The organism is Fictibacillus phosphorivorans, from assembly GCF_007673525.1.
Classification (GTDB): Bacteria; Bacillota; Bacilli; order Bacillales; family Fictibacillaceae; genus Fictibacillus; species Fictibacillus phosphorivorans_C.
Window position 1 is genome coordinate 1,969,582 of sequence record NZ_VDZU01000001.1, and the last position, 12,284, is coordinate 1,981,865.

Sequence of the window (12,284 nt, forward strand, 5' to 3'; positions counted from 1 at the left end):
TTTGTGGTCTTCCTTTTCATTTTGTAATCACTTGTGAATTTAATAAATTCTGTATGATGTTTTGTGGAAGGTGTATTTTTAATTCTTCTTTTGTTACCCACATATAGGCTGAATGTTCTACGGATAACAGAACTTCGTAAGTATCAGCATGGCATAAGTAGGTTAGTAAAACGACTTTTCGAGTGGGGTCTGTAAAGAAGGTTGTTGCATAAAGAATGTGATCCACTGAAATGACAAGTCCTGTTTCTTCATTTATTTCGCGAATTAATGCCTGCTTGATCTCCTCTTCAAACTCTATTTTTCCACCAGGACATTCCCAAGTACCTGCTCCAATTTCATCTTCATCTGAACGTTTAACAATCAAATATTGATCTTGGTACATAATCAATCCTTTTACCACAACATGTATTTCATTTTCTCCGTTCATATTTTCTCTCCATATCTTATAGAATTATTTTCCTTTTTATAGTAGCATAGGATAATCAATTTTTAATAGTTAGAGGTGGAGCAATGAAACTCGTATTATTATTTGGCCCACAAGCTGTTGGAAAGATGACTGTGGGACATGAATTAGAGAAGGTTACGAAATTAAAGCTTTTCCATAATCACATGACGATCGACCTTGTTACGCCATTCTTTAAATATGGTTCTAAGGATGGGCGAAGACTAGTGAACTTATTTCGTTCAGAGATTTTCCAGACATTTGCGAAGAGCGATCAGTATGGAATGATATTTACATATGTGTGGGCGTTTAATTATAAAGAAGATTGGGAGTTTGTTGAAAGTGTGTGTCAGGTATTTGAGAAGCAAGGAGCAGATATCTATTTTGTCGAACTTGAATCGGATCTAGAGACAAGGCTCCAGAGAAACGTAACACCGCATCGCCTCGAACACAAGCCTTCTAAACGAAATCTAGCATGGTCGGAAACCGACGTAAGAACCTCAATGGAAAAGTACAGATTAAATTCTTATGAAGGCGAGATAAAAAGGAAAAATTATCTACGTATCAATAATACAAATCTAAATGCGGATGAAGTGGCCAAGCTTATTCAACATACTTTTAAATTTTAATAAAACTAGTAGAGACATCTCAATTGAGTTGTCTTTTTTTGTGTAAATATTAGCGGAATGAGTTCTTATTAAACTTTCTTTGGAAAAAGTGTGGAAAAACGATCACCATTGTTATATAGTGTGTATATAGATATGAACACTATAACAGTTACAAAAAGGTGGATGATGTTTATGAAAAGATGGCAACAAGCATTCTGGCTCTCGAAATTTGAACTACTACATTCAAAGAAAAGTATATTTACTTTACTGTTTCTATTAGTACCCTATTCGTTTTTCTTAACGGTTTCGATCCCTTCCTACTTAGAAGAACACTTTATGCTGTACGATATTTTCTTTTTGCTTATATTTGGAGTTGCAGCGATATGGGCTAAACCAAAGGAATATCAATATCAAAAAATCGCTGACGATATGTGGGCACAGCCATTTACGGTCTTTCTTAATCAACTCCCTATTCCGAGAGAAATTGTGGTAAGAAGCCGCTTTCTTATTTATTTTATTTACTCACTTCCGTTTCATCTAGCGGTTTTAGTGATCATGTATAGCTTTGGTCCTGAATTGCGACAAACGTTGCCGCCCCTTGAGTTTATAGCATTTTCTCTCATCTGGCTGAGCTTCGGAATTTGTTACGGAAGTGTATATCCGGCAAGTGATTCAGGAGATAAAGTCACGAATGTGAAGATGGCGTTTTACGCATTTGTTTTATTGGGAAGCTTCACGTTATTATTATTCGCTGTTCCTTATCTCTCGAGTCACGGATTAGTCGGACTTACCATTATGGTCGCGAGCAAATGGCCGATCATTTCATCTGTAATATCCATAATCGCAGCGGGAGTAAGTGTTACATTTTGGATGAAATATATGAAAAATCACATGAATAAATTGGATTATTTTCAGTAAAGAAGGGAGGAAGCTTTTAAATGGAACTTCCTATTAAGCTTTCTAGAGATTCCAGGGTTCCCATCTACCACCAGATAGAAGGACAAATTAAAGCACTAATTGTTAGTGGTAAGTTACCAGCAGGTTCACCTCTTCCTTCCATTCGAGCACTTTCAAAAGATTTAGAGATCAGTGTTATTACTACGCGGCGGGCTTATCAAGATTTAGAGTATGGGGGCTTTATCAAAACAACGCAAGGGAAGGGAACTTTCGTTGCTGAAGTGGAGGTAAAAAAGATGGAGAAGTTAGCAATATCATCTGTATCTGAGGCGATTGAAAAAGGTGTAGAGACCGCTCTTCGACACAATTACTCGGTAGATGAAATTCGATCTGTGTTTGAAGAAGTGCTAGCAAGACTAAAAGATAACGATCGAGGTGGTCATGCATGAAGCTTTGTACACAAATTGAAAGAGTAGAGAAAACAGTGGATGATTTCACAGTTGGTCCAATAAATTTAGAAATTGAACTTGGTACGATAACGGCACTAATTGGTAACAACGGTGCAGGGAAAAGCACACTCATCAAAATGATGATGAATCTTGTGAAACCGGACAACGGCCAACTGGTGCATTTTGGAGGAAGTATAAAGACCAGTGAACATTGGAAACAAGAAGTTGCCTATCAACCACAATCTGTTCTAGGTTGTGACTTATTAACGGGAAATCAACTAAGAGATTTAATGGCACCTTGGTATAAAAAATGGGATCAAGAAATGTTTATGAATCTTGTAAAGACATTTGAAATTGATCTGCATAAAAGGTTTGGAAAAATGTCTAAAGGCATGCAGCAAAAACTAAACCTTGTCTTAGCTCTCTCTAAGAATACAAAACTTTTAATATTAGATGAACCCACTGCCAATATGGATATACCTTCAAAACAAAAGTTAATGAATATTCTAGTTGATTGGATGGAGAGAGATGAGAGAGCAATCGTTATTGCTACCCATCATGTTGATGATATTAAGAAATTAGCAGATTACATCGTGATCATGAACGATGGCAAACTATTAGGAAAATATGAAAAAGAAGAATTAGTTTATCGATACAAGCGATATTGGTTTGAAGATGCACTAGGGATTGAAAAGATTCCTGGCGAGATTGACCGCTTGAACGATCGTTTGCTCATTTCTAATGATGTAGAACAAACTGACACATTCTTAAAGAAAAACGAGTTAAAAATTATGCAGTCAGAGGTTTTAGAAATGGAAGAAATAATAACTTATATGCTTTCGGGGAGGTAAGAGATGATGAATGAGTGCATATTGAAAGTAGAGAGCTTAGGAAAATCGTTCAAAGATAAGAGAATTATTTCGGATATCTCTTTTGAGGTACACCGTGGTGAGATCATGGGAATTCTTGGACCAAATGGGGCTGGGAAATCTACAACCATCCGTAACATTATGGGTATTATGTATCCAGATGAAGGATCCATTCATTTTCATGGGAATTCTGATATTCCTCGTCATAAAATAGGTTATTTACCGGAAGAAAGAGGTTTATATAAAAACGTAAACGTGATGGATATCTTGCTTTATTTTGCTGAACTTAAAGATTATCCACCAAAAAAAGCAAAAATACGTGCTCTGCAGTACTTAGAGAAATTCGGACTTGCTGGTAAAGAAAACACAAAGGTAGAATAGCTGTCAAAAGGAATGGGTCAAAAAGTTCAATTGATCGCGGCGATTATTCACGAACCAGAACTGCTAATTCTAGATGAACCATTTTCAGGTCTTGACCCCGTCAGCCAAGAGGTATTTAAAGACGAAATTAAAGAACTTGCAGCAAAGGGTACAGCTATTCTCCTTTCTTCTCATCAGATGAACCTGGTGGAAGAATTATGTGATCGATTATACATGATACATCGTGGTAAAAAAGTGATTTATGGTGAGATGGAAGATGTAAAGAGAGAATACGCAAACTTCAAATGTACGATTATTGGTGACAATCCTGAAGAGCTATTACGTAATATCCCATCTGTTCATCGCGTTGAAAGTAAAGAGGATCGATCTATTCTTTATTTAGAGCAAGATGTTCATATTCCAACCTGGCTTAGAGAGCTGCCAGTAGAGTTGAATGTATATGAATTAATAATCGATCGTGTATCCTTGCATGAGATTTTTATAGATATCGCTTCTGATAAGAACATGATTGTGAAAGAAGGTGCAAAGTATGCGTAACAGCTGGAAAGTCGCAAAGTGGGAACTGAAACGGAACATGAAAAATAAATCATTTATCATTTCACTTCTCTTGACGCCGCTTTTATTTATTGTGTTTGCTGGTTTTCCGACTCTCCTTGAAAAATTGGAAGGAGAACCTAATTCAGAGAACGTAACAGTTTACGTGAACGATGAACTGAACCTATTTGATGATGTTGATTCATTGGTTAAGTCTCAAAATTTATCTTGGAAGATGGAGAAAGCAACTGATGATCCAAAAAGCATTATTAAGAAGATCGAATCATCCGACAACCAAGCTTATGTGGCATTGACCGAGAATGCAGTAAAAACAGGAGAAGTGAAGGTTTTCGTAAGTAATGAGATGCCTGATACCTTTTCAAGTGAAGTGCAATTTCTAGGAGCACCACTGCGTCAGGTGAAATATGATCAACTAAATCTTTCGCCAGAAGTCGTTCAATCAATAACAAAAGGAATAGAGATCAAGTCAGAAGAAGCTTCCACACAAACTGATTCAAGTTCTGAAAACCCGTCAGATAAACAGAGTGCTGATGACAGCTCCATGGAACGCACAATCCCAGGCGCATTTGCTGGTATCGTACTCTTTTCGATCGTTATGACAGGAATGATGATTTTCCAGAGTGCCTCTCAAGAAAAGAAGGAAAAAGTAGCGGAGATCGTATTATCTTCCGTAACACCTGGAGATTTAATGCAAGGAAAAATCATCGGTTATTTCATATTAGGACTTGTTCAAGTAGGAACTTGGTTATTACTCATTGTTCCGATTGCAGCATGGAGATATGAGCTACCGGTCATGGAATATCTCTTTGTGCCTGAACTATTGCTCTTGCTAGCGATTTCTATTGCAGGATACTTGATGTTTGCTGCTATTTTCGTTGGTATTGGTGCAACAGTTGAAGATATGACAGCTACAAGCAATTTTCAAGGAATCGTCATGATGCTGCCGTTTCTTCCGCTCATATTTATCAGCCCTATATTGGCAAATCCGAGCGGCATCATCGCCCAAGTTGCAACCTATTTTCCACTTACATCTCCAAGCATCCTTATCCTTCGCCTGTCACTATTGGATGAATGGCCTTGGGTGGAAATCATTATAGCAATGGTCATCTTGTTAGCTAGTATTTGGCTGTTGATGAAACTAGCTGGTAAGGTGTTTAAGACAGGGATTTTACTTTATGGAAAAAATGCAACACCAAGTGAGATCTGGAAGTGGCTGCGTTACTAAGCAAATAGAAAGAAACTCCTCTTCTGATCGTTTTATTAACAAGAAGGGGAGTTTTTAATATACTTCTTATTCATTTTCCCAGTTAAGAGGAGGCTTGTTTAATTGTGGCTTGTATCCCAATTCTTTTGAAGCAGCCACTATGAACTCTTTTCTAAAAAAGAAGCTTCTATGGTATACAATTTTGTTATTTTCGACTTCTTGATATTGGATATCGTGTACAAGCTGACCTTGATCTGACTCAGCTAAGACGACAATAACAAATCTACCCCAAAGCTCACATTCCTTAGCATGATGACCTGGTAAGCCGTAGGCAAGTGATCCATTAATGATTTCATCCTTATTTACTTCTAAAAACCCTAATGATGCTTCGTAATGAGCTTGATCACTTATGAGTGATAGCATCCCTTCAAGATCGCCATGATTAAATGCATTCAAATAGGCTTGTATAATCTTTGATTTTTGAGGTGACCTCTCAAACTTTGGTTTAACAGATTGATGAATAGTGTTTTGTAACTTGTGTTTCGTTCTTCTTACTGAGGCATATACAGCACCAGGTGTTGTTCTTACGATACTAGCAACTTCATCGGCATGAAAACGGAAAATCTCCAAAAGAAGAAACACGGCTGTTTGTCGCGGGGTAAAAAGGTCATCTAACTTTAGAAGAGCTTCTTCTAACTCTAGACTGTCCGAGAATTCTTCAAATCCTTCATTTTCTTCCGAAAGAACGCCAAGTGTTCGTTTTTCTTTCCTGCAGAGGTCGATCCATGTATTTGTTGCAATCCGAAATATATATGATTTTAGGTTGGTAGGATGCCATCTTGTACAAAGTCCTCCTAATACTTTAAGCATCGTCTCTTGATACAAATCCTCACCATCCCAAGGTGAACCAGTAAGATATCTACAATAGTTCCACAGCGCTTCACTAAAATCACTTATTTCTTCATCAAGTCTTTGTCGTAATTCATTCGACTGTGTTTGAAGTGTATTTGTTGACTGAGACATGGGTAAAACTCCCTTCTTTTTTTACGTTCACTATGTACAACGAATATCATACTGAGAATTATACGCTTTTTTGGAAATTTTTTTAAAATAAATTGTGTTATGGTTAACTTGAATAAAAAATACAAGTTTATGGTGTGAAGGAGTAAACGATATGCAGAGTGTATTAACAACATTAAAGACTGTTGAATCAAGTCAATTAGGTATAATCATCTATTCAACTAAACAAAAAGAAGTTGTTTGTTCATTTAATCCTGACTTAATTGTTCCACTAGCCTCAGCCGCGAAAGTAATCCTTGGATACTGTATAACAAAATGGGTGGAGAGAGGATTGTTTCATTGGGAAGACTTGATTGAGGATTTCCAACTTGATAAAGAGGAGAACAGCGCCGTTTTATTTCCACATTTTCAAGGTAGAATGTCTTTGTCTTTAGGAGATCTTGTTGAAGTGATGATCGCTTGTCACGACAGTAAAGCAGCTGATAGCGTTGTGAAATTTTGTGGAGATTGGAGAAAGTAAATAGAGAGCTAAGTAGAGTGTATAATCACATAAATGTAACCTTTAATCCACGAGATGTTGAAAATCGTGGAGAACTTGGTGAAGTGCTTCAAGTTTTGAAAACGATATTTGAAGGGTACGAAGTTCAACCCCAATTGTGGTTGCCAGTAATGAATGGTCTAGTTCGCCCTGGAGATCATCTTGATGGAATTCCAAACCATCTTTTGAATCACATGAGCGGAGGTTTAGAAAACTTAGTAGTGGATATAGGGATTTTAGGAGAATTTCATCAACATCCCTTGCTCTATGTTCTAGGAGTCACTGATATTCCGAATCGTTATACTAACACCTTGTCTGATGAAAGAATAGTAGAGTCTATGAGGCTGTTGTACCACGAATACACCATTCAAAGAAAAGAACAGATGACTCAAGGAGAGATAGGATGAGTTACAAACTTCCTGATTTATTTATTGAACAGCTTAAAGGTGTTCATGGAGACGAAGCTAGTGAATGGCTGAATAAATTTGCAGGATTAATCGCTGACTGCGAAGAGATGTATGGATTACACATTAAACAACCTTTCAATCTTTCATATAATTTTGTTGCTCCAGCCACAAAAAGTGATGGAAGTGAGGTAGTTTTGAAAGTTGTGGTTGATCTGAAAGAATTTGAAGCTGAGCTACGTTCACTTAAGCTTTTGTCAGGTGAAAGTACTGTTAAAGTATTAGCATTTGATAGAGAACGAAGAATTATGATCCTTGAACGAATACAGCCAGGACAAACATTAGCAGAAATAGAAGATGATGATAAGGCTACTTTAATTGCTGCCAATGTGATGAAGAAGTTAATGATTCCTGCCCCAGTTGATTCTAATCTTTCGACTGTTCTTGATCGTGAATATACTTTGAAACGAATCTATCAAAATTACAACAGTTATCAACCTGTTTCAAAAGCGACCATAGAAAAGGCTTTATTCATTACAAAAAAATTAAACAGTTCTATAGACAAACCCTATTTACTTCATGGCGATCTTCACCACTACAATATACTAGCAAATGGAGATTCGTGGACGGTGATCGATCCTAAGGGTTTAATCGGAGACCGTGAATATGAGGTTGTTCAATATTTGCTGAATAAATTACCTGAACATGGAGTGGAAGAGATAACAGAAAAACGAATTGATATTTTTGTAGATGTATTGAATTTGAACAAAGAACGAGTTTTGTTAAGAGCCTATTCACATGCTGTATTAGCTACTTGTTGGACAATTGAAGATGGTCATGTGAAGGAAAGCTTTTTAAGTACCATTCAAGTCTTCAAACACTTAGTGAGGAAATACATATAAAAAGACGCACTTCTCTAGATTTAGAAGTGCGTTTTTTGATTGGATTTCAAACCACTCTTATGACAACATTACCTTTCTTACGGCCAGTTTCCACATATTCATGAGCTTCTGAAATTTGGTCTAGCATATAATAACGATCGATGACGGGTTTCATTTGACCTGATTCAATTCGTTCTTTTAAGAATACTAGATCCTCTTTACGCTCTTTTGCAATACCTTGCCCATCAACTGTTACGAATTTACCATTAGCAGTTAATGCATTGTGACTCTTAGACGTTGATGTTTTTCCTACAGCGTCAAAAATAATATCGTATTTTTTTTCCGATTTTGTATAATCCTCTTTTGTATAATCTACGACATGATCAGCTCCTAATGATTTAACCAGTTCTAAATTGGTAGGACCGCATACGGCTGTTACTTCAGTATCAAAAAACTTGGCAAGTTGGACAGCGGCTGATCCCACTGCTCCAGAGGCTCCATAGATTAAAATATTCTGTCCACTTTCAATCTTTCCTTTTCTTAAAAAATGCAGCGCTGTAGTCCCTCCAAAGGGAATGGCAGCGGCTTCTTCAAAAGTTACATTTTGTGGTTTATGTGCGACTATTCCATCTTCAGGGAGGCATATATACTCTGCATGTGCGCCAAATCGCATTCCGGTCATGGCATACACGTGATCTCCCTTTTTAAACCGAGAAACCCGCTGTCCGACTTCTTCTACAACCCCTGCTAATTCAACACCTAAAATTGGTTTTCGTGGCCTTCTTATCCCTAAGAATAAACGCATGGGTAACCAGTATAAGAGGGGGCTGTTAAACCCCCGAACCCTTACATCCCCAGTTGTTACAGTTGTAGCATGGATTTTAATAAGGACGTCGTTTTCTTTTGGAGCAGGTTTAGGGACTTGTTGAAGAATAAGCACTTGTGGGGAGCCATACTTCGTACACAATACAGCCTTCATAGAAAACCTCCTAATACATGTATTCATACATCTTATGTTCATTGCTTGAACTAAATTGATAAGTTTGAAATTTTCAGAAGGTAAAATGAGCCTTTTTAAGGAATGAAATAGGAAGCATAGATTATAGACATAATGGAGGACAGCTTATGAATATACTGAAACATTTTTTCTTTAGACGTTCTAAGAACAATATAGGAGAGCTCTGTGGACTTATTATACTCTTTTCTATTATTCAATTTGTTGATTTTGAACGTATTTGGGATGAGCCCTTTTACTTTATCTTTTTCATTTTAGGAAGTGGGACATTATATCGAATACTTGTAGAGATATTCGAAAAAATCCTAGGTGAAAAAAATAAAGTTGTAGGATCTCGATATACATTTATTACAATATTTGTATTTGTATTCCTGGTGAACTTTATTGAAAAATAGGTGATGAATATGACACTTTTTGATAGTTTTTACACGGCTATTGCTATTGTTTTCATACAATATCTGTTTGAAAGAATGAAGTACAAAGGAACACCATTGAAACGAACTGGACTATTAATCATTGAAGTAATCATTTTTACGCTGATTCTGTTTTATGGAAGTAAAATATTTAATTAGTGGGTGAAGAATTATGCCAGCATACGGAAAGTATCTACTTTATATCTTTGAACATAAATTGAATGTTTTTATAGAATGCTGGAAGCTAGGACTTTATATTCAAGCGTTTACACATGATCTATCTAAGTTTCATCCAGCTGAGTTTTTTACATATGCTAAGAAGTTTTATTCAGATGAGAAGCCGAGTGAAGAGGAATGGCAATATGCCTGGCTTCATCATCAACATCACAATAAACATCATTGGAATTATTGGGTGGTCGATCAGCTTAAAAAAGAAGCGGTGCCGATTCCCCGAAAGTATGTACTTGAAATGATCTGTGATTACAAATCTTTCTCAAGAAGATGGGGAAGGAAACGATCAGGACCAACCATATCGGATCGTTTAATCGCCAATCTTCTGACTGATCGAGTCATTTTGCATCCGAGCACAAGGAAAGAGTGTGCCCAAATAATTGAACAGATGGAATTAGTGAATGCTCAGAAATCGATCTGAGTATTTTTTATTGAAAAAAACAATTGTAAAATATTGCAACTTTTTCTATGGTTAAAACGTGGTTGATATGAAAGGGGGAGCGGTTGTGCAACTAGAGGATGTTTATGAACACTATATGAATGATCTTTACCGCTATTTGTATTCTCTTTCGAAGGATCACCATATTGCTGAAGATTTGGTGCAAGAAGCATTTTACCGAGCATATTTAACTTTGGCAGACTATGAGATCAATAACATTAAAGCTTGGTTGTTTAAAGTTGCGTACCATGCATTTATAGATCATCAAAGAAAGAATAAAAAAACGATTCTTACTGATGAGATTAAAGAAAATGTAGATAAGAGAGAAAATACACCGGAAAGTAAGATGTTAGAAAAGGAATCATTTTTATTATTAATGGAGGATTTAAAGTGTTTAAAAGAGATCGAAAAACAGGCTGTTCTGTTGTGCGATTTGAATGAACTTAGTTATCAAGAAGCAGCTGAGATTTTAAATATAAAGCTGAACACATTAAAAAGTCATATTTCAAGAGGTCGAAAAAAACTAGTAGAACGCGTTAAGGAAAGGATGAACCTAGATGAGCGACGAGCATAAACAGGATCAAAATAATGACGAAAATCTATATAAAGCTTACATGATGAAAACGAAAAATGATATTCATACCTCACCTTCTCTTTCTGAAGAAGAACAAAGAGAAATCATTCGAGTGGGGTCGAATACAGCTCGAAATGCTACTGTCATGATAAGCTTAGCGATCTTACTACTTATTCTACCCCTCATGACTTTAATCACTTATTTGTATTACGGTATTGGTGGTAAAGCTAACGCGATGATTGATGTAGTAGGAAAGACGATTTATGTAACACAACCTAATGTGAGTCTAGAAGAGATGGAGATTGAGAGTGAAATCGGATTGTTTTCTATGAATGTGACCTTTGATACGTTTAAGCGTATTGGTAGTGAAGATTATCTAGCAGAGAAGGTGGATGTATATTTTGGATTAGATAAGCCAAAATTCCCTGAAAAAATATCTTTTTTAGAACAGCTCCCTCCGATGGGTTATGGAATTGATGTAGTGAAGGATGGTCAGAAAGTGTATCATCCCGATGCAATGATTCCATTTAATACAACTGAAGCAGAAGATGTGCTGAATAATCTTCCTGACGGTACGGTAGCAGAAGCTTATCTTTCATTTTCACAATTAATGAAACCTAATGAAATTGAAAAAGTGTTACCGAAAGAGATGGAGATTCGTTGGTTAGCTGTGGATACAGGATTAGAAGCAAAGCAACTGGACAAAGAAGGTATTCCGATCACTCCAATCGGCTATCCTGCACAGGTTGATACTACAACTTGGTCACCTTTTGACGGAGATCAAACGAACGAGGAAGTATTTCTCGATATATTAAAGTTATTAGAAAAGAATGAACAAACTGCTGAGATTGTATCAAAGATAAAATCTCTTGAAATAAATGAAAGGCGTAAATATGTGGAAGACAACGGCATTCAAGTTTATGGAGCAGTTGTGACAGGGCCTGTTCCAGAGTTAAGGAAATTAGAACAGTTGAAAATTGTTCGCGCGGTAAAAGTAGGGGAGGTTAAATTATGGAACTGGAAATAAAAAAGAAAAGGAAAAGAAAGCTGCAGACGTTAACAGGATTTACTTCTTTTGTAATTGGATTACTCGCTCTAGCTGTATTAAACATTGGGCTATTAATAGAAACGATGGATATTCCTGACTTAATTCTGTTCCACTTACCCTTCCTTGGTGTTTTCTTAGGAGTAGTAGGGTTGTTTACGAAAAATCGTTCCAAACAGTTTGCTTGGTGGGGAATAGGCATAAGCCTTTTTATTCCTATATTTATTGGCTTAATGTTCGGGTTGTCATGGACCATTAACGCTAAACCATAAGTTCCAGTGAAGCAAAGGATCTGAATTGTCAGATCCTTTTTTTCTTT

General features: G+C 36.6%; 18 protein-coding genes. 15 read left to right on the plus strand and 3 right to left on the minus strand.

Annotation, left to right across the window (positions count from 1 at the left end; genetic code table 11):
* Positions 1–16 precede the first annotated feature (16 nt).
* A complete protein-coding gene (locus tag FS458_RS09790; protein ID WP_144699932.1) occupies positions 17–427 on the minus strand; it encodes an NUDIX hydrolase in 411 nt (136 codons plus the stop codon).
* Positions 428–510: 83 nt separating this feature from the next.
* Between FS458_RS09790 and FS458_RS09795 the strand changes: the two genes are divergently transcribed.
* The 7 genes from FS458_RS09795 (at position 511) to FS458_RS09820 (ending at position 5,426) form a co-directional block, all read left to right on the plus strand.
* Complete coding sequence (locus FS458_RS09795) at positions 511–1,071, plus strand: AAA family ATPase (RefSeq protein WP_144699934.1); 561 nt, start codon at positions 511–513, stop codon at positions 1,069–1,071.
* Between the two features lie 171 nt (positions 1,072–1,242).
* Positions 1,243–1,968, plus strand: a complete 726-nt coding sequence (locus FS458_RS09800) for a hypothetical protein (RefSeq protein ID WP_144699936.1) — start codon at positions 1,243–1,245, stop codon at positions 1,966–1,968.
* A 20-nt stretch (positions 1,969–1,988) separates the two neighbouring features.
* A complete protein-coding gene (locus FS458_RS09805; RefSeq protein WP_144699938.1) occupies positions 1,989–2,396 on the plus strand; it encodes a GntR family transcriptional regulator in 408 nt (135 codons plus the stop codon).
* Complete coding sequence (locus FS458_RS09810) at positions 2,393–3,247, plus strand: ABC transporter ATP-binding protein (protein WP_144699940.1); 855 nt, start codon at positions 2,393–2,395, stop codon at positions 3,245–3,247. The genes FS458_RS09805 and FS458_RS09810 overlap by 4 nt, the downstream gene beginning before the upstream one ends.
* A gap of 3 nt (positions 3,248–3,250) precedes the next feature.
* Positions 3,251–3,646, plus strand: coding sequence for an ABC transporter ATP-binding protein (locus tag FS458_RS21200; protein WP_313957523.1), 396 nt, complete (start codon positions 3,251–3,253; stop codon positions 3,644–3,646).
* A gap of 12 nt (positions 3,647–3,658) precedes the next feature.
* Positions 3,659–4,183, plus strand: coding sequence for an ABC transporter ATP-binding protein (locus FS458_RS21205; protein ID WP_313957524.1), 525 nt, complete (start codon positions 3,659–3,661; stop codon positions 4,181–4,183).
* Positions 4,176–5,426 (plus strand): ABC transporter permease, encoded by a 1,251-nt coding sequence (locus tag FS458_RS09820; RefSeq protein WP_144699942.1) that lies wholly within the window; start codon positions 4,176–4,178, stop codon positions 5,424–5,426. The genes FS458_RS21205 and FS458_RS09820 overlap by 8 nt, the downstream gene beginning before the upstream one ends.
* Before the next feature lie 66 nt (positions 5,427–5,492).
* On the opposite strand, the gene FS458_RS09825 is transcribed toward FS458_RS09820, so the two are convergent.
* On the minus strand, positions 5,493–6,428 hold the full coding sequence (locus FS458_RS09825) for an RNA polymerase sigma factor (RefSeq protein ID WP_144699945.1): 936 nt from the start codon (positions 6,426–6,428) through the stop codon (positions 5,493–5,495).
* A gap of 151 nt (positions 6,429–6,579) precedes the next feature.
* Between FS458_RS09825 and FS458_RS09830 the strand changes: the two genes are divergently transcribed.
* From FS458_RS09830 to FS458_RS09840, 3 genes are read left to right on the plus strand one after another with little or no spacing between them, the layout of a single operon-like run.
* Positions 6,580–6,945, plus strand: coding sequence for a serine hydrolase (locus tag FS458_RS09830; protein WP_144699947.1), 366 nt, complete (start codon positions 6,580–6,582; stop codon positions 6,943–6,945).
* Between the two features lie 17 nt (positions 6,946–6,962).
* On the plus strand, positions 6,963–7,370 hold the full coding sequence (locus FS458_RS09835) for a hypothetical protein (protein ID WP_144699949.1): 408 nt from the start codon (positions 6,963–6,965) through the stop codon (positions 7,368–7,370).
* Positions 7,367–8,269, plus strand: coding sequence for an aminoglycoside phosphotransferase family protein (locus FS458_RS09840; RefSeq protein ID WP_144699951.1), 903 nt, complete (start codon positions 7,367–7,369; stop codon positions 8,267–8,269). Before FS458_RS09835 ends, FS458_RS09840 begins: the two co-directional genes overlap by 4 nt.
* A gap of 46 nt (positions 8,270–8,315) precedes the next feature.
* Here FS458_RS09840 and FS458_RS09845 read toward each other — a convergent pair whose 3' ends face one another.
* Positions 8,316–9,227: an NAD(P)-dependent alcohol dehydrogenase gene (locus tag FS458_RS09845; RefSeq protein ID WP_144699953.1), complete on the minus strand. Its 912-nt coding sequence runs from the start codon at positions 9,225–9,227 to the stop codon at positions 8,316–8,318.
* A gap of 440 nt (positions 9,228–9,667) precedes the next feature.
* Between FS458_RS09845 and FS458_RS20680 the strand changes: the two genes are divergently transcribed.
* From FS458_RS20680 to FS458_RS09865, 5 genes are all read left to right on the plus strand, one after another.
* A complete protein-coding gene (locus FS458_RS20680; protein WP_186320509.1) occupies positions 9,668–9,835 on the plus strand; it encodes a hypothetical protein in 168 nt (55 codons plus the stop codon).
* Positions 9,836–9,848: 13 nt separating this feature from the next.
* On the plus strand, positions 9,849–10,328 hold the full coding sequence (locus FS458_RS09850; RefSeq protein WP_260858550.1) for a DUF5662 family protein: 480 nt from the start codon (positions 9,849–9,851) through the stop codon (positions 10,326–10,328).
* An 85-nt stretch (positions 10,329–10,413) separates the two neighbouring features.
* A complete protein-coding gene (locus FS458_RS09855; protein ID WP_144700121.1) occupies positions 10,414–10,920 on the plus strand; it encodes a sigma-70 family RNA polymerase sigma factor in 507 nt (168 codons plus the stop codon).
* Positions 10,904–11,947, plus strand: coding sequence for an anti-sigma factor (locus tag FS458_RS09860; protein WP_144700123.1), 1,044 nt, complete (start codon positions 10,904–10,906; stop codon positions 11,945–11,947). Before FS458_RS09855 ends, FS458_RS09860 begins: the two co-directional genes overlap by 17 nt.
* Positions 11,932–12,237 carry a hypothetical protein gene (locus tag FS458_RS09865; protein ID WP_144700125.1) on the plus strand — a complete coding sequence of 102 codons (306 nt, stop codon included), beginning with the start codon at positions 11,932–11,934 and terminating at the stop codon, positions 12,235–12,237. Before FS458_RS09860 ends, FS458_RS09865 begins: the two co-directional genes overlap by 16 nt.
* Positions 12,238–12,284 lie beyond the last annotated feature (47 nt).